This is a genomic window from Burkholderia sp. L-4, assembly GCF_056856535.1.
In genome coordinates, this window is record NZ_JBXEOX010000002.1 from 985,723 (window position 1) to 1,002,452 (window position 16,730).

The 16,730-nt window shown below is 67.4% G+C and carries 19 protein-coding genes; 8 read left to right on the top strand and 11 right to left on the bottom strand.

Annotated elements, in window-relative coordinates; all coding sequences use genetic code 11:
* Positions 1–46 precede the first annotated feature (46 nt).
* Positions 47–2,716 carry a GH92 family glycosyl hydrolase gene (locus tag AC1VVG_RS21230; RefSeq protein ID WP_482836159.1) on the top strand — a complete coding sequence of 890 codons (2,670 nt, stop codon included), beginning with the start codon at positions 47–49 and terminating at the stop codon, positions 2,714–2,716.
* 153 nt (positions 2,717–2,869) lie between these two features.
* Positions 2,870–3,691, top strand: coding sequence for an SDR family NAD(P)-dependent oxidoreductase (locus AC1VVG_RS21235; RefSeq protein ID WP_049031219.1), 822 nt, complete (start codon positions 2,870–2,872; stop codon positions 3,689–3,691).
* Between the two features lie 73 nt (positions 3,692–3,764).
* On the opposite strand, the gene surE is transcribed toward AC1VVG_RS21235, so the two are convergent.
* From surE to AC1VVG_RS21250, 3 genes are all read right to left on the bottom strand, one after another.
* On the bottom strand, positions 3,765–4,544 hold the full coding sequence (gene surE / locus AC1VVG_RS21240) for a 5'/3'-nucleotidase SurE (protein ID WP_482836160.1): 780 nt from the start codon (positions 4,542–4,544) through the stop codon (positions 3,765–3,767).
* A gap of 198 nt (positions 4,545–4,742) precedes the next feature.
* Positions 4,743–5,051, bottom strand: coding sequence for an AzlD family protein (locus AC1VVG_RS21245; RefSeq protein ID WP_080287849.1), 309 nt, complete (start codon positions 5,049–5,051; stop codon positions 4,743–4,745).
* Positions 5,044–5,778 (bottom strand): AzlC family ABC transporter permease, encoded by a 735-nt coding sequence (locus AC1VVG_RS21250; protein WP_482836162.1) that lies wholly within the window; start codon positions 5,776–5,778, stop codon positions 5,044–5,046. The genes AC1VVG_RS21245 and AC1VVG_RS21250 overlap by 8 nt, the downstream gene beginning before the upstream one ends.
* Positions 5,779–5,901: 123 nt before the next feature.
* Here AC1VVG_RS21250 and AC1VVG_RS21255 point away from each other — a divergent pair, with 123 nt between their 5' ends.
* The 3 genes from AC1VVG_RS21255 (at position 5,902) to AC1VVG_RS21265 (ending at position 7,964) form a co-directional block, all read left to right on the top strand.
* Positions 5,902–6,360, top strand: coding sequence for an Lrp/AsnC family transcriptional regulator (locus tag AC1VVG_RS21255; RefSeq protein ID WP_034188562.1), 459 nt, complete (start codon positions 5,902–5,904; stop codon positions 6,358–6,360).
* A gap of 218 nt (positions 6,361–6,578) precedes the next feature.
* The gene (locus AC1VVG_RS21260) at positions 6,579–7,148 is read left to right on the top strand and encodes a hypothetical protein (RefSeq protein ID WP_034188561.1); all 570 of its coding nucleotides are present in this window, start codon (positions 6,579–6,581) and stop codon (positions 7,146–7,148) included.
* Positions 7,149–7,292: 144 nt separating this feature from the next.
* Positions 7,293–7,964 carry a YebB family permuted papain-like enzyme gene (locus AC1VVG_RS21265; protein ID WP_069704390.1) on the top strand — a complete coding sequence of 224 codons (672 nt, stop codon included), beginning with the start codon at positions 7,293–7,295 and terminating at the stop codon, positions 7,962–7,964.
* Between the two features lie 96 nt (positions 7,965–8,060).
* On the opposite strand, the gene AC1VVG_RS21270 is transcribed toward AC1VVG_RS21265, so the two are convergent.
* From AC1VVG_RS21270 to AC1VVG_RS21290, 5 genes are all read right to left on the bottom strand, one after another.
* Entirely contained in the window at positions 8,061–8,348 is a 288-nt protein-coding gene (locus AC1VVG_RS21270; RefSeq protein WP_034188559.1) for a helix-turn-helix domain-containing protein, read from the bottom strand.
* Positions 8,335–8,676, bottom strand: a complete 342-nt coding sequence (locus AC1VVG_RS21275; RefSeq protein WP_482836165.1) for a type II toxin-antitoxin system RelE/ParE family toxin — start codon at positions 8,674–8,676, stop codon at positions 8,335–8,337. The genes AC1VVG_RS21270 and AC1VVG_RS21275 overlap by 14 nt, the downstream gene beginning before the upstream one ends.
* 215 nt (positions 8,677–8,891) lie before the next feature.
* Positions 8,892–9,524 (bottom strand): LysE family translocator, encoded by a 633-nt coding sequence (locus AC1VVG_RS21280; protein WP_482836167.1) that lies wholly within the window; start codon positions 9,522–9,524, stop codon positions 8,892–8,894.
* A gap of 130 nt (positions 9,525–9,654) precedes the next feature.
* The gene (locus tag AC1VVG_RS21285) at positions 9,655–10,515 is read right to left on the bottom strand and encodes a hypothetical protein (RefSeq protein ID WP_241013018.1); all 861 of its coding nucleotides are present in this window, start codon (positions 10,513–10,515) and stop codon (positions 9,655–9,657) included.
* An 88-nt stretch (positions 10,516–10,603) separates the two neighbouring features.
* Positions 10,604–10,936, bottom strand: a complete 333-nt coding sequence (locus AC1VVG_RS21290) for a DUF2322 family protein (RefSeq protein WP_034188557.1) — start codon at positions 10,934–10,936, stop codon at positions 10,604–10,606.
* 473 nt (positions 10,937–11,409) lie between these two features.
* Here AC1VVG_RS21290 and AC1VVG_RS21295 point away from each other — a divergent pair, with 473 nt between their 5' ends.
* On the top strand, positions 11,410–11,982 hold the full coding sequence (locus tag AC1VVG_RS21295) for a YbhB/YbcL family Raf kinase inhibitor-like protein (RefSeq protein WP_124608165.1): 573 nt from the start codon (positions 11,410–11,412) through the stop codon (positions 11,980–11,982).
* Between the two features lie 184 nt (positions 11,983–12,166).
* Here the strand turns inward: AC1VVG_RS21295 and AC1VVG_RS21300 are convergent, their stop codons facing one another.
* Positions 12,167–13,063 carry an oxidoreductase gene (locus AC1VVG_RS21300; protein ID WP_482837199.1) on the bottom strand — a complete coding sequence of 299 codons (897 nt, stop codon included), beginning with the start codon at positions 13,061–13,063 and terminating at the stop codon, positions 12,167–12,169.
* Between the two features lie 14 nt (positions 13,064–13,077).
* Complete coding sequence (locus tag AC1VVG_RS21305) at positions 13,078–14,280, bottom strand: MFS transporter (RefSeq protein ID WP_482836169.1); 1,203 nt, start codon at positions 14,278–14,280, stop codon at positions 13,078–13,080.
* Between the two features lie 138 nt (positions 14,281–14,418).
* On the opposite strand from AC1VVG_RS21305, the gene gcvA reads away from it, so the two are divergent.
* Positions 14,419–15,351, top strand: coding sequence for a transcriptional regulator GcvA (gene gcvA / locus AC1VVG_RS21310; RefSeq protein WP_059559978.1), 933 nt, complete (start codon positions 14,419–14,421; stop codon positions 15,349–15,351).
* Between the two features lie 135 nt (positions 15,352–15,486).
* Here gcvA and AC1VVG_RS21315 read toward each other — a convergent pair whose 3' ends face one another.
* Positions 15,487–16,188 carry a flavin reductase family protein gene (locus tag AC1VVG_RS21315; RefSeq protein WP_226227030.1) on the bottom strand — a complete coding sequence of 234 codons (702 nt, stop codon included), beginning with the start codon at positions 16,186–16,188 and terminating at the stop codon, positions 15,487–15,489.
* 213 nt (positions 16,189–16,401) lie between these two features.
* Here AC1VVG_RS21315 and AC1VVG_RS21320 point away from each other — a divergent pair, with 213 nt between their 5' ends.
* Positions 16,402–16,728, top strand: a complete 327-nt coding sequence (locus AC1VVG_RS21320; RefSeq protein ID WP_482836171.1) for a thioredoxin family protein — start codon at positions 16,402–16,404, stop codon at positions 16,726–16,728.
* Positions 16,729–16,730: the final 2 nt, after the last annotated feature.

Here is a 16,730-nt window from a genome sequence, read left to right on the forward strand (position 1 = left end):
CTTGCCAACGGGATCGACGCAAAGAGAGAGAGGGAGGGACGAACGGATGAAGCTACGTCATGTGGTGGGTATCGGGTGCCTTGCCGTGTTGTCGGGGTGCGGGGGCGACCAGGGTTCGACGGATGCGAGCGTGTTGGCGCAGATGTCGAACCCGCAGGGCAACCAGAACGATCGAACCGACCAAGGCGATCAGAACGACCAGGGCGAGAACGGCGGCGCGGGCAAGCGGTCGGTGCTGCGCAGCGTCGATCCGATGATCGGCACCGCGAATCTCGACATCAACGCGGACTGGGCGAGCGGCGTGCGCGGCCACGGCCACGTGTATCCGGGCGCGACCGTGCCGTTCGGGATGGTGCAGCTCGGGCCGGACACGACGGGCGGCGCGCATACGCTGCCGTGGAACTGGGATCGCACGTCGGGCTACCAGTACGACGATCCGTTCATCACCGGCTTCACGCACACGCACCTCTCGGGCACGGGCATCGGCTCGGGCGGCGAAGTGCGGTTCCTGCCGACGCTCGCGCCGGTCGACAAGGCAACCCTGGCGAAGGTCGCCGCCGATCCGTCGATCACCTACAACGCGTCGTTCAGCCATGACGACGAAACCGCGAGCCCCGGCTACTACCGCGTGAAGATGGCGCCGGTCGGCAGCGGCAACACGCCGTGGAACGTGCAGGGCGCGACGATCCTCGCGGAGATGACGGCGACCACGCATGCGGGCGTACATCGCTATACGTATTTCCCGGGCGCGGCGACGCAGAAGCGCAGCATGATCGTGAGCATCGACAACCCGATCGGCGGGTCGACCGCGAGCGGCAGGATCCAGATCGTCGACGCGCGGACCATCGTCGGCTGGCAATTCACGAACAACTGGGCCAACCACAAGCCGACGTATTTCGTCGCGCGCTTCTCGAGGCCGTTCGATACGAAGAACGTCGCGTTCAGCACGGACGGCTTCAAGGCCTACCTGACGTTCGCCGACGGCAGCGACGGCGGCGCGGTCACGGTGAAGGTCGGCATCTCGCCGTCGAGCGTCGCGGATGCGCAGGCCAACCTCGCGGCGGAAGTCGGCACGCAGTCGTTCGACCAGGTGCGCGGTGCGGCCGAGCGCGCGTGGCACGCCGCGCTCGACCGCATCCGGATCAAGGGCGGCACGGCCGACCAGCGGACGATGTTCTACACGTCGCTGTACCGCACGATGCTCGCACCGACGGTCTACAACAACGCGGACGGCAGCTACGTCGGCATGGATTCGACCAACGACGGCACGACGTCGTCGCCGACCACGAGCAAGCATGCGAACCCGGGCTTCGACTATTCGTCGACTTTCTCGCTGTGGGATACCTTCCGCGCCGAATCGCCGTTGATGACGCTCGTGCAGCCCGAGCGCGTCGACGGCTGGGTGAAGTCGCTGCTCACGCAGTTCCGGCAGAACGGCAAGGGCGAGCTGCCGGTGTGGCCGCTGGCGCAAACGGAAACCTTCACGATGGCCGGCCACCCGTCGATTCCGATGATCGCGGATGCGTACCTGAAGCACCTGACGAGCGCGGGCATCGACGACATCTGGACCGCGCTGACGACCACGCAGGGCGCGAGCGCGCACGGTTTCGATCAGTATCGTCAAAGCGGCTATGTGTTCGCGGGCGACAACGCGTCGGTGTCGACGACGCAGGACTATGCGTTCGACGACTGGGCGACGGCCGCGGTCGGCAAGGCGGCCGGCAAGCGTGCGGCCGACTACCGGCCGTACCTGCAACGCAGCCGGAACTACCGGAACGTGTTCAACGCGGTGCCGAACAACGGCTGGACGTTCTCGCAGCCGAAGGATGCGCAAGGCAACTGGGTCGCCGGCTTCGATCCGACCGCCGCCGAGAAGACGGACTTCTCCGAATCGAATGCGTGGGTCGATACATGGAACATCTTCCACGACTTCCCCGGCCTCGTCGCGCTGCTCGGCGGCAAGCGCCAGTTCATCGCGCAGCTCGACCGCACGTTCGATCCGGCCAACCCGCTGACCTTCCAGTACAACCAGGGCTTTCCGGACCTGACCGGCCGCAGCGGCCAGTTCTTCGCGGGCAACGAACCGGCGAATCACCTGCCGTACCTGTACGCCGTCGCGGGCATGCCGTCGAAGACCCAGGACCGCGTGCGCACGGTGATGGACGACATGTACTCGCTGACGCTGACGGCCGGCGATCGCGCGTTGCTGAGCGGCGACAGCCTGAAGGCCGCGCTGAGCGATCCGCGGCGCGTGCGCGATGCGGCGATTCCCGGCAACGACGATTGCGGCCAGTTGTCCGCGTGGTACGTGCTGTCCGCGCTCGGCATCTATTCGCTGAATCCGGTCGGCGGCGTGTTCTACTTCGGCACGCCGCTGTTCGAGGAAGCGACGATCGATATCCCGGTCGCGTCGGCAAGCGCGGCGGGCGGGGCGTTGAGGTTCGGCGCGACGCGGCGCTTCAAGGTCACCGCGCATACGGCGAGCGGCGGCGCGCCGTCGTCGGTGAATCGCTACGTGCAGTCGGTCAGCCTGAACGGCACGCCGCTGCACCGGCCGTACATCACCTATGACGAGATGAAGGCCGGCGGCACGCTCGACTTCGTGATGGGCTCGATGCCGAACGATACGTGGGTCGGCCAGTGGAACGGCCAGGACCCGAACAGCGCGCTCGCGCCGTCGCTGGTGGCGGCCGGCAATACGACCGGCGTGCAGTAGCCGCGCGCGGCGGCGCCATGGGGCGCTGCCGGTCGTGCCGCCCGCTCACCGGGTGGCGCGGCCGGCACGCGCGTGGGGGCGGATCGATTGCGCTTCGATTCTGTGCCCCGTCGCGCTTATGATGCGGGAACGCCACTGACAGGGTTCCCCGCCATGGATGCGCCGCTTCCGCCGATGTCTGCCCCGATTGCCGAGACGGCCCCCGAAACCGAAACCGCCGCCGCGCCGCGCGCGTCGCGCCTGCACCGGCCGGTCGCGCTCGTCACCGGCTCGACGTCGGGGATCGGCGCGGCCGTCGCGCGCCGCCTGGCGGCGGACGGCTACGCGGTGATCCTGCATTCGCGCAGCTCGGCCGACACCGGGCGTGCGATGGCGCGCGAACTCGGCGGGGCCTACGTGCAGGCCGATCTCGCGGACGATACCGAGCGCGTGCGATTGATCCGCGACGCGCTGGCCGTGCACGGCCGGCTCGACGTGCTCGTCAACAACGCGGGCGTCAGCCGCGTGATTCCGCATGACGACCTCGCGGCGGCCACGCCCGACGTGTGGCGCGAGATGCATGAGATCAACGTGATCGCGCCGTTCCGGCTCGTCGCCGAAGCGGAGGCCGCGCTGCGCGAAGCGGCGTCGCACGGGCGAGCCGGGTGCGTCGTGAACGTCAGCTCGCATGCGGGCGTGCGGCCGAAGGGCGCGTCGATTCCGTATGCGGCCGCGAAGGCCGCGCTCAATCACACCACACGGCTGCTCGCGCGGACGCTCGCGCCGGCGATCCGCGTCAATGCGGTCGCGCCGGGGCTCGTCGATACGCCGCTGACCGCCGACTGGACGGAAGCGCAGCAGCTGTGGCGCGAGCGCGCGCCGATGCGCCGCGCGGCGGCGCCGGACGACATCGCGCAGACGGTCGCGATGCTCGTCGCGTCCGATTACGTGACGGGCGAGATCGTGATGCTCGACGGCGGGTTGAACCTGACGTGACGCGGTGACGCGGTGACGCGGCGACGCGCGCGTGTCGCGCGCGACCGCCGGGGCCTTCGGGGGGCGCGGACGATCAGCCGAGACTGGACCGCAGCCGCGCGAGCGCCTGATCGTGCGTGCGCTCGAACTTCAGCGGCGTGACGGCGACATATCCTTCGCCGAGCGCGACGGTTTCCGAATCCGCGTCGTCGTCGCGCGGCGCTCGCGCGAGCTTCAGCCAGTGATAGTCGATCTCGCGCGGATCGCGCCCCGACACGATCTCGACACCCTGCAGCGTGCCGGCGCCCTGGTTCGTCACCTTCAGGCCGCGCACGTCGTCGGCCGGCCGCGCCGGGAAATTCACGTTGAGGCACGCATCGCTGTCCCAGCCGGCGGCGACGAGCCGGCGAATGACGTCCGGCGCGTGCGCGAGCGCCGTGTTCCATGGCACCGCGTTGCGATCGACGAAGGCCTGGCTCAGCGCGATGGCCGGCACGCCGACGAGCATGCTCGTCATCGCCGCGCCGACCGTGCCGGAAAATACCGTTTCGGTGCCGAGGTTCGCGCCGCGATTCACGCCGGACAGCACGACGTCGGGCCGCGCATCCTTCATCAGGTGGCTGACCGCGATCGCGACGCAGTCGCCGGGCGTGCCGCGCACCGCGAAGCGGCGCTCGCCCTTGCGGTGCACGCGCAGCGGTTCGTGCAGGCTCAGCGAATGCGACGTGCCGCTCTGGTCTTCCGCCGGCGCGACGACCCACACTTCGCGTGCCAGTTGCGTGGCGACCTGTTCGAGTACTGCCAGGCCGGGGGCGTCGAATCCGTCGTCGTTGGTGAGCAGGACACGGTCGAACAGCGGGCGGGCTTCTTGCATCGGGACGATCCTCGCGGAGATGGGCAATGACAGGGGCGTACGGCGCCGCGCCAGCGTGGCGCAAGCCACAAGGCTAGCACTCCGGCGTGAGGAGCGTCATGTCACGCGCTCGCCGCACGCCGGCGCGGACGTGAAAACGGGCGCATCGCGCGCCCGTTCGTCGTTGGAGGGGTGGCCGGCGCGGCGGCCCGGCACCGTTCAGCCGAGCAGGTGCCGCAGCAGGCCGGCCGACACGACGCCGACGATCACGGTCGGCAGGATCGACAGGCGCGTCGCCGCGGCGAGCGTGATCGCGAGCGCGAGCAGGTCGGCGGGGCGCGTCGACACGAAGGCCGGCGCGATCACCGAGATCAGCACGCAGCCGGGCACGTTCTCCATCACCGACGCCATCCGCGGGCTCAGCGTGCGGTTGCGCAGCAGCACGTAGCCGAGGATGCGCGACAGATAGGTCGTCGACGCCATCAGCACGATCGTCGCGACGGTACTGAAATCCGGCAGCTCAGGCATCGCGCGGCTCCCACAGCAGCGCGGCGACCAGCCCCGCGCATGCGCCTGCCGCGACGTACCAGGCGCCGGGCACGGCGAGGTGCGTGGCCGCCGCGACGACGAGGCTCACGAACCACGGCCGGCTCGCACACATCCCTTTCCACATGCCGCGCAGCAGCACCAGAAACACGGCGGTGAACGCCGTGTCGAAGCCGTACTGCTCGACGTTGCCGATCGTCGGGCCGACGGCCGCGCCGAGCGTCGTCATCGAGATCCACGTCAGGTAGAGCCCCATGCAGATGCCCGCGTAATAGGGCACGCTGATGTGCGTGGCCGAGCGCGCCCTCGCGTCGGCGAGCGACATCGCCCAGCTCTCGTCGCACATGAAGAACAGCGCGACGAACGCACGGCGGCGCGGCAGGCGCCGGATGTACGGCGCGAAGGCGGCGCCCATCAGGATGTGGCGCGAATTCACGAGGAACGACATCGCGACGATCAGCGCGATGTGCGGCGGCGACGTCCACAGATGGATCGCCGCGAATTCGGAGCCGCCGCCGAAATTGAGGCCCGTCATCATCGGCACCTCGAACAGGCTCAGCCCTTTCTGCGCGGCCTGCGCGCCCAGCACGAGCGCGAACGGCACGAAACCCAGCATGACGGGCAGCGCCGCGCGCAATCCGCGACCCATCTCGGCGACATAGGCGGGCTTGTCGCGAAGCCCGGACGACGTTGAAACGCTACTGCTCATGACTCCTCCTTCGGGGGGGATTGTCTGCTTTTTTGACTCGAATCGGGTTGCGTTGTGGCCAGATTTTCCTCAGAATTTGGCATTGAACGCGCGATGCGAGAATTTTTTGGAATCGGATGCCAAATGAAACTTGACGCTATCGATCGCCGCATCCTGAGCGCGCTGCAGCGCGACGGCCGCATGCAGAACGTGGAGCTCGCGCACGAGGTCGGGCTGTCGCCGTCGCCGTGCCTGCGGCGCGTGCGGCTTCTCGAGGAAGCCGGTGTGATCGAGAAATACGTGGCCGTGCTGAATCCCGCGAAGGTCGGCAAGGGGCTGACGATCTTCACGCGGGTGTGGCTGAAGGGGCAGGACGCGGAATCGGTGAACCGTTTCTCGGAGGCCGTCCAGCAGATGCCGGAAGTCGTCGAATGCCACCTGATGGCCGGCGATTGCGATTTCCTGCTGCGCGTCGTCGCGGCCGACATCGACGACTACCGGCGCTTCCAGATGGAAACCCTCACGCGCATTCCCGGCGTGCTCAGCGTGAAGACCGACATTCCGATGCAGAAGATCAAGCTCACGTCGGCGCTGCCGACGTAGCGCGACGCGGGCGCACGGTGCCCGTCGACGAATGGTCATTGCGCAGTGACAATCGCCGGATAAACTGGCGACGCAGGCCGCATCGCCCGTCTCGCCGGCGCGGTGATGCGACGTTCGATGTGCAAGCAACTAACGGTCAATGTCGACGCGATCGGGCACGCGGCGCTGCGCGCCGGACATGCGTTGCCGTGAATGCGTTTCTTCTTGTCGGGCCATTCATGCAGCCAATCAACAATCCGTGGAATTCGCTGGAAATCGTCAAGCTCGTGCTCGGCGTGCTGACGCCGTTGTCGGTCGCGTGTCTCGGCTGGCTCGTCGCGCGCCGGCTGAAGCGGCTCGAACTCGTGCAGTGGACCAACCAGCGGCTGATCGAGAAGCGGCTCGCGCTGTACGACGCCGTTGCGCCTCAGCTCAACATGCTGCTGTGCTTCTACACGTGGATCGGCTACTGGAAGGACATCTCGCCGGACGACGTGATCCGTGCGAAGCGCGAGCTCGACCGCACGTTCCACATCTACCGCTACCTGTTCGACGACGACGTGTACGACGCCTATCACACGTACATCCACGCGCTGTTCGACGTGCATACGGGCCCGGGCCGCGACGCGCGGATCCGCTCGCTGATCCAGGCGCCCGACGGCGATCGCAGCGTGCACGGTTCGTACGAGTGGAAGCCCGCGTGGTCCGACCGTTTCGCGACGGCGAATGTCGTGCCGAGGGACGACGTGCTGCGCCACTACACGCAGTTGATGGAGCGGCTGCGCGTGGCGCTGGGCGCGACGCGCTGAAGGCAGCGGCGCCCGCGCGCCGCTTCACGCCGGTATCGGAATCCGCCACCGGGCGGCGCGAATATCCGCCCTCGCACAGGAAGCGGATGCGAAGCCCGGCCGCTGCTGACATGCTCGCGCCATCACCACTCGCGCGAGGTCCGTATGGTCGTCGACACCGGCCGCCAGCCGCTCATGATCCGCTCGCCCGGCGCGGGCCGGCGGCGTCTCTTCTTCGTCGGTTCTCCCGAAACGCGTGATGTGTCGTTGCCGGTCGAACCGGAGATCGGCGACATCGTGTTCATTCGTGTGACCGTGCGGCCGTTCCTCGAGGTAGCGAGCGCCACGCGCTCATGGACGAATCACGTCGGCATCGTGGTCGGTGCGCGCGGCGGTGAAACGCTGATCGCGGAGAGCACGTTCCCGCTGTCGCGCGTCACGACGATGTCGCGGTTTCTCGCGCGTTCCGATCGCGGCGCATGCGTGATCGCGCGGCTCAAGCAGCCGCTCGACGCCGCGCAGCGACGCCGGCTCGTCGACGCGGCGATGCGCCGGATCGGCGTGGTCTACGACACGGGTTTCAATCTCGCGTCGCGCCGGCAGTTCTGCTCGCGGTTCGTGCGCGAAGTCGTGCGGGATGCGACGCGGATCGTGCTCGGCGATGTCGAGACCTTCGACATGCTGCTGCGCCGGAATCCCGATCATCCGCTCGGTTTCTGGAAAATCTGGTATTTCGGGCGAATCCCGTGGCGCCGCCGCACGGTGACGCCGGCGAGCTTGCTCGAGAGCGGCGCGTTGCGGGTGGTGGCGGATACGCGCGGGTGTGAGGCCGATTGACGGGCAAGTGCGATACGGAATCGGCGGCGCGTCCGCTGACGCGATGCAGGGCTTGAAGGAGGGCAGGAGAAAGCGATCGTGTCGCGGGCGCGTGACTCAGGCAAACGAGATGACGAGCTGCTTGCCGCAAGCCGCCGCATACTTGCGCAGCGTATCGATGGACGGGGAGTGCCGGCCCGTCGCGAGCGCTCGTTCGAGCCGGGTAATGGCGGGCGCTTTCGTGCCCATCCGTTCCGCCACGTCGGCTTGCGACAAGCCGGCCGCTCGCCGAGCCGCCAGCATCGCGTCGAGCAGCGCGAATTCTTCGCGATTCAGCCGTTCGTATTCGGCGCGCACCTTGGGAGCGGCCAACGCACGCTCGCGCAGTTCCTTATACGTTGCCATCTCGAACCTCCTTCGATCGACGACGGGCGGTTTCCAGTTCCTTCCGCGGCGTTTTGGGCGTCTTCTTCACGAAAGAGGGGAGCATGACGATACGCCGGCCGACAATCGCGCGGTAAAACACCCGGGCGATACCTTCCGCGCCCTTCAATCGCATTTCGTACAGCCCGTTTCCCATCGGTCGGGTGTGGGGCTCGCCCAGATTCGGGCCGTACTGCGCCATGCGGTCGGCGAGTGCAAGGAACCGGGCAAGCAAGGTCGCGGGTAACGACGCTACCCCAACCTCGACACGCTCATTGAAGAAGCGAATCTCACAAGCATGATTCAACACGGTAACAAATATGTTATGTATTCGCGAGAACAGTGACCGACCGCGGATGCGGGTACAGGCGGTTGGTCAGCGGTGAGGGAACGTTCGAGACCTTGTTGCTGCGGTCGGAGATAGCGGAGACGGCGTTCGGACCCGACGGCTTTCAGGAAATTCGGGTCCGGCAAGTACGCGATCCGGTGTCAGGGTGGGGCAGGCACCACGGCCGGATGACGGAGTTAGTTTCGCCCTGCCACCGCAAGCCGTGCCGCCAGCCCGACGAACACCGACCCAAGCAGATACTGAGGCAGTTTCGACGGCTGGCGGCGCGCGCCGATCCGCCGGCTCAGCCGGCTCGCGGAGAGAATGACCGCGCCGTTCACGACGAGCCCGATCAGGTTCAATACCGTCGCGAGCACGAGAATCTGCGCGGCGATCGAACCGTGCTCGGGGCGCACGAACTGCGGAAACAGCGCGAGCACGAACAACGCCATCTTCGGATTCAGCAGGTTCGTCGTCAGGCCCTGACGAAAGATCGTCGCGGTCGAGTGGCGGCGTGGCGACGCGACGGGCGACAGCGCGGTCGCATCCGAACGGAAGGTCTTCCACGCGAGATACAGCAGATACGCGGCGCCTGCGAAGCGCACGGCGTCATACGCGAGCGGCACTGCGACAAAGAGCTGCGACAAGCCCAGCGCGGCCGCGAGCGCGTGGCAGTAGGTGCCGGCCTGAATGCCCGCGAGCGTCGCGAAGCCTGCACGCCGGCCCTGGCTCACGCTGCGGGACGCGATCAGCAGCATGTCGGGGCCGGGCGTGGCCGTCAGCGCGAGACATGCGCCGGAGAACAGCGCGAGCGTGGAGAAGTCGATCATGGCAGTCCCTTTTGTCGGTGCGGCGTAAAAGGGAGGTCAGTTTAGGAGGGCACGTGAGCGCGGTCAATCGAGCGAACGGACGATGGCCGGACGGTGTGGATCGCATGACACAGGCATCATGCTCGCGCGATCAGCGCGCCCCCTGCTTGCGACACGCGACCTGGTAGTCGATCACGGTATTCGCCGAAGGCTTGTCCGGCTCGCCGCCGACCGTCGTCACGCCGAGCACGCCGGCCGCATTCCGGTAGCGCAGCGCGCAATACCCCATCCCGGTGCCCGAACACGCTTCGGCTTCGATGATGCCGTGCTTCGCGAGCGTTGCCGCGCCATCCGTGGCTTCCGGCTTCTCGCGCGGGGGCAGCGGTTGCCAGCCATGCGCGATCAGGATCCTGCGTGCCGCGTCGAGCGGCTTGCCGTACACGTTCGGCACGACCGCGCGGCCGCCGCAGTGCGTGCTTTCGGCGGCGACGCCGGTCAAGCGCAGGCCGCCGTTCTCTTCATGCAGCTCGCCGACGGGCGGTGCCGGGCCGTCGCCGCCCCAGATCAGCAGCGCGCCGTTTTCCAGCCGATCGACCGAGCCGAGCTGCCAGCCGGCCTTGCGCGCGGTATAGCCGAGCGCGACGAGCGTCGTGCCGTCGAATACGCCGATGTTGCCGTTGCGCGCGAAGCAGATCGCGCTCGTGCCGGCGCCGAAGCCGCTCGAGAACGTGACGACCGTGTAGCGCCCGAGCGGCGCCTCGGACGTCACGATCCAGTCGCGCTTCGCGACTTCGCGGCCGGCCGCGGTGGTCGCCTTCGCGCGATATCGCGTGCAAAACGGATCGAGCGAACCGTTCTCGGGTGAATGCGGCAGCACGCCGAGCGGCACGAGCGATGCGCCGGCAATATCGGACGCCGTCCGCGGCGGGGCGGCCGATGCCGTGCCGCCGAGCGCGGCCCAGGCAACAGTGGCGATCGTGGTTGCCGTCGCGAAACGGCGGCCCCAGGCCAGCGCACCGAAGCGCGACACGCGAGCGGTTTCCGGAGAAGCTGATACGGATGCAACGATCGCGGTGTTCCGCACGCGTGCCGCCAACGACTCAGTCCTTCGCGACGACGTCGATGCGCAGCGCTTCGCCGCCGTCGACGATCGCCAGCAGACGATCGACGTTCGGGTGCGCGCCCGGGCGGTTGCGTGCGTCGGCCGTGTGTTCGGCGAACACGGCGAGGCCATGCTCGGCCGCTTTCGCGTCGAGCGTGCCGAATGCCTGCTGCAGATAGTGGTACACCGCGAGCGAGCCCTGCTTGCCCGGCTGGTTCTCGATGGTCGCGACCACGTCGCCGTTCGCGCCGGCGAGATCGATGCGTGCGATACCGTCGATGGCCGGCAGTTGCGCGAGGTTGTCCTTGAATACAGGGGTCGGTTGAATCACTGAAAACGCTCCGTCGGTTTGATCGTGGAAAGGTGGCGGCCCGTATGTTATCTGATTCGCCGGGATGCATTCTTCGACGCAACCGGGCGATTCGCACGGAGTCGGATCATCCGGTCGTAGGCGCGCACGGCGGCCGATTGCGGGCACGCGCGAATGCTCCGCGAGACGCAGTCGGCCGGTTTGCGATGCCTGCTTCTCGTGCCGCCGCCACTTCAGCGTGACGGTCGCGATCGCAATCTCAAGACATGCCCGTCGTCAATTGTTGCTATCAAGACAACATGGTGAACGCGTGGGCGACGCTACCGACGTTGGGAATCCAAATCTACAATTTGCGTCAACGCCGGTTGTACAACGCTTGTTTCATGTTTCAACCCGGCGTATCTGCCGCAAGGAAGCCGGCAACCCGCGCGCTTCGTTCGGCTGGATCGTTTTTGCCCGCCGCGGAAACGCCCTCCTTTTCAACGGAGCACACCATGACATTCAATTTCCTTTCGCGATCGACCCTCTGCTCCGCGATGCTCTTGTCGATCGTGCCGACAATCGCCGTCGCGGGAACGTTCTCCGTCAAAGTCGATGACCTGAACCATGGCCGGTTCGGGAATGAACAGGTCTACGGCGGATTTGGCTGCCATGGCGAAAACGTCTCGCCGCGCATTTCGTGGTCCTATCTTCCTCGCGGAACGAAGAGCATCGTCGTGACCATTCACGACCCCGATGCCCCGACGGGCGGGCTGGGCTGGACGCATTGGGGCGTCGTCAATATTCCGGCGTCGGAAGCGTCGATCGAAAAGGGCGCGTCCGGCAATCCGAAGCGGATGCCTGCAGGCGCCATCGAAACGCTGACCGATTTCGGGACGGCGAAATACGGCGGGCCTTGCCCGCCTCAGGGAGAGTCGCACCGATACGTCGTCACGGCGTCGGCGCTCTCGGTTCCAGGTATCGACGTGAACGCCACGTCGAGCCCGGCTCTCGTTGCATACCAGATGCACGGAAAAGTGATTGCACGGGCTCGCTACGTTGCGATGTATCACCGAGCGGCGGAGTGAGCGTCGTGGCGGGAGGTCATCGCAGCGCATCCCGCCGTCGGCATTCCGGTTCATGCCGTTGACGAAGCGCCCTTCGCTGCTGACGAGAATCAGTGCGGCGCGAGCCAGTGACTTGCGGCCGAATGTCATGGCCGGTCAGGCGGGGAGTCGCGCGTCGATCGGATGCGCGTGGGTTTCCTTGCGACTAGCCCGGACCATCGCTGGCGGCAGCGAGAAGCGGCACGACCAGATCGCTGATCGGCGTCGGAATGCCGTGCGTTCGTCCGTATCGCTGCACGACGCCGTTCCGGCAGTCCCATTCGAGCGGATGGTTGCCCTGCCGGTCGGCCAGGATGGACGTACCCAAGTCCGGCGGATAGCCATGCAGTCCATCGACGATTTCCTGCGGCACTTCATCACCCAGCTTCGCACCTTCGGCCCGCGCGACCTCGAGACATTCCCGCAGGTAGGCGAGCGACAGTTCGGTGATGTCGCTGCGCGCGTACATGCCGGCGCGGCGACCGGTCAGCACCATCAGTCCCGCTACTGCGTTCTGCAAAAGCTTGCGCCACGCGAGGGAGATGAAATCCTCCGCGACCTCCGGCGAGCAGCGCGTGCCGTGCAACGCGGCGACCACCACGTTGCTCGCCGGCGTATCGGGCAGCGTGAGCCGAGGCTTGCCCCGCAGCCACACCGATGCGCCCGATTCGCGCTGCGCCGGAAACCAGACGACCGACGGCACGACCGTGGCGCCGGCCGCGTACGGTGCGAACGCGGCTTTTTGCTCGACGCCGTTTTGCAGCACACAGACGACGGTATTCGCATCGCATAGCGCGGAGACCCAGGGTGCCGCGCTCGCTATCTGCGTCGACTTCACCGCAACGAACACGAGATCGAACCGCTCCTTGACCGCGTGCGGATCGGTCAGGACGGGCCCGGGCACGACGATCTCGCCGCCGTCGAAGCGCAGCTTCAGCTGCGCGTGGGCCGAGCGGCCGCAGATCACCGGTGTGCGGCCGGCTTCGTGAAGGGCCGCGGCGACGGTCGTTCCGATTGCGCCCGGACCGACGAGTGCGACGGTCGGGGAGTCAGCGTTCGTCATGGTGTTCATCCTGTTCAGTCATCCGCCAGATGCGGGCGCAGTGCGAGGGCGAGCGGAAAGATCGCGAGGGCGGTCAACGCGGTCGCATACGTGGCGCCATGCACACCGATCCTGTCGCCCAGGAAACCGTAGAGAACGGGCGAGATCGCGCCCGATGCGATCGTCCCCGTGTAGAAAATCGCGAATGCGCGCTCGGTACGCTCGGGTGCGGACATCTCCGGAACGGTTCCGTACAGCACCGACGAAGTGCCGTTGAGCATCATACCCAGAATCGGCAGCAGCACCATGGTAAGTGCCAACGGGAGATACATCACCGCGACGATGCACGCGGCCGTACCGCCCTCCGTGAGCAGCACCGTCCTGACCATGCCCAGGCGCGCGCCCAGCCAGCCGCACATGAATTTGCCGGCCGCGCCGCCTATGAAAACGAGTGCAAGCGCCGTTCCCAGCAGTTGCGGCGAGACACCCTTTGCCTTGAGCAGGAAAGGCAGAAAGGTAAGCAGTCCCATGCGTACCGCCGTATCGAGCACGCCGATGGAAAACAGCGTGGTGAATCCGCTTCCGCCGGTGCCGCTGCGTTGAGCGGACGCCTGCCCTTTGGCCGCCGTCTTGTCGGCGCCACGCGGCACGGCGGGAAACCAGAGCGCGATGACGGCGGCCACGATGCAGCCCAATCCGGCGACGATCCATAGCGCGTGACGCCACGGCATCAGGGTCACGAGCAGCGAAATGGCGGCCGGCAGTGCGGATTTCCCCAGATCGCCGGCGAAGTTGTAGATGCTGAGCGGGCCTCTCGCGTCGCGTCCATAGAGGCGGGACACGGCGCCCGATGCGATCGGATGCTGCGTGCTGGATCCGCCGCCCGAAATCGCCAGCGCCACGCCCAGACCGAGCAGGCCGCCCGACAGGCCCGCGAGCGCATAGCCGAGCGCGGCGAGCAGCGTGCCGAATGCGAGGGTCGTGCGGCTGCCCAGGTGTTGCGCGAGGCGCCCCGCCGACAACTGCAGCGTCGCCATCGTGCCGGCATAGACGCCGCGCAGGATCGCCAGGGCCGCAAAGTCGAGCCCGAATTCCGACTGCCACACGGGCAGCAACGCGTAGATCATGTCCGTATAGCCATCGTGCGTGGCGTGCGCAAGGCACGACAGCCACAGCACGCGCCGTCGGGGTGACGCGGTCTCCCGCATCATGGGCGGGGAAAAATCCGGCAGGCGCATCGTCGTTCGCTCCGTGCGAGCGGTCGGTGGAAGCCGTTCGTGGCTTCGCTTTCGCGCTCGAAGTGTCAATTTTATGGTTGAGGTCGCGGCCATTTCAATTGAACTAAAATTGCGTCAACAGAGAGAAAAAGTCACGTCATGAACGACAACCAGGACACGGCGAAGCACCGGGGCGAGTTGCCCCCGCTCAATGCGCTGCGCGCGTTCGACGCGGTCGCGCGGCACGGCAGCTTCGCGGGGGCGGCGCTGGAGCTGCATGTCACCCACTGGGCCGTAGGCAAGCAGATCAGGCTGCTGGAGGACTGGTTCGGCCTGCCGTTGTTCGACCGTCGTCCGCGCGGTGTCGTGTTGACCGACGAAGGAGCCGCGCTGCTGAATGACGTCAGCCACGTGTTCGAGCGCCTCGGTACCGCGGTGGGGCGGCTGCGCCACGACACGTTCAAGCACCGGATATCGGGCGTCGTGCGGGTGAATGTGCCGATGAGCTTTGCGCTGTGCTGGCTGCTGCCGCGGCTCGCCGATTTCCATTCGCGGTACCCCGACATCGACGTCAGGGTATCGACGACATCGCGCAAGTTGCGCTATGTCGCCGACGCTTTCGATATCGGGGTCCGTTCCGGTCCCGAGCAGGGCGCGGGCGTCGTATCGCGTCCGCTGATGCCCGACCTGCGCGTGCCGGCCTGCAATCCCGCGTTGCTGCGCCGGCATCCGATACAAAGCGTGGCCGACCTGCGCCATCACACCCTGCTGCATTCGGCCACGACGCGCTCCGCCTGGTCGCACTGGTTGCAGGAGGCGGGTGCTTCCGATCTGCGCGCCGCGCGTCATGTCGAATTCGATCATGTGAATCTTCAGCTCGGCGCGGCCGTCGAGGGGCTCGGCGTGGCCCTGGCGTCGTTGCCGCTGATCGGGCGCGATCTCGCCGAGGGGCGCCTCGTGTGTCCGATCGCGTCGCCCGTATGGCGTGCTGACGACTACATGCTGGTGACGAGCGCCGATCGTGCCGACGATGCCGCGGTGTCCGCGTTCGGGCAATGGATGGAAGGCGTGGCGAGCCGAGAGGCGGGATAGGCTCGCGGTGTCGGTCCGCGCGATCGGCACGGCGATGCACAGGGCCGGCGGTGCGGGGGCGGCGCAGCCGCGTCGATACCGCCGGTGGAGGCACGACGAAGCGCCGGCTTCGCTGCCATTGCGCCGGGCGTTTCGTTACCGTCCGGCGCCGGTCAAGATGCCCGCTTCACGCGAACGCTCGATGTCGGGGCTGCGATACGCGCGCTCCGGAATCTCCGCGAGCCGCGACGCATGCACCTGCCGCGGCGCCAGCCCGTAGAACTTCTGGAAGCTCATGATCAGCGGCGACCACTTGTCCGGATCGATGCGGTCCGCGTGGCCGTCCATCAGCAGGTCGGGATGCACGTGCACGCGCTGGATGCGCAACTCGAACACGCGGATATGGCCGCGCAGGTCCGGCGCCTCGTCGCCGATTCCGTGCGCGGCCGCGACGACCGCTTCCATGTGCACCGGGCATTCGAGCGCGCGCGGCGGCGCGACGGTTTGCGACGTGGCTGCAGTGAGCCCGGCCGTGCCGAACTTGTCGGGTTCGAATACGTAGCCTTTCGCGCGCTTGCCGTCGGGCACCGGATACGTGCCCGTCGTGCGCGCGATCCGGTCGACCGCGTCCGCCTGCGCCGACGACGGCAGGTTCAGCACGCATTCGCCGGTGCGCAACAGGTTGCGGGTGGTCTGCGAGCTGGCGGCGATGCCGATCACGCCGCGCCAGCCGAGCCAGAACGCGGACGAGATCGGCGCGAGATTGGGCGTGCCGTTTTCGTTCAGCGTGCTGACCAGCACGACGGGCGTGCCGAAATAGAGGATGTTCGGTTCGGTGACGCAGTGCGGCGCATTCATGGCGGGTGCCCTCGGTGACGGATCAGTCCGCATGCTGATCCGGTTGCGGCGGCGCGGCGCTCCGAATCTTGTCGTGTCATTCCCGAAGGACGCGGGCGCCGCGACCGGCCGGCATCGCGCGCGCTTTTCCGCTAGAGTAGGAAATCGTCGGCCGCGACCGCCGCACCACGCTCGCGGGCGCGGCCCCGTTCCGCCAACGCACACGAGGGCCCGATGGACACCGAGCAACGCTACACCGCCAATGCGCCGACGCGCGCGGAAGTCGACGCACTGGGCGGCGCAACCGTCATCGAATTCGGCGCGAACTGGTGCGGGATCTGCGCAGGCGCGCAGCCCGCGATCGCCGCATCGTTCTCCGAGCATCCTGCGGTGCGGCACCTGAAGATCGAGGATGGCCCGGGCCGCCCGCTCGGCCGCTCGTTCGGCGTGAAGCTGTGGCCGACTCTCGTCTTCCTGCGCGACGGCGTCGAGGTCGCGCGCGTCGTGCGCCCCGCCGACGCGAAACAGATCGAAGCCGACGGCTTCGCCGCGCTGGCCTGAGG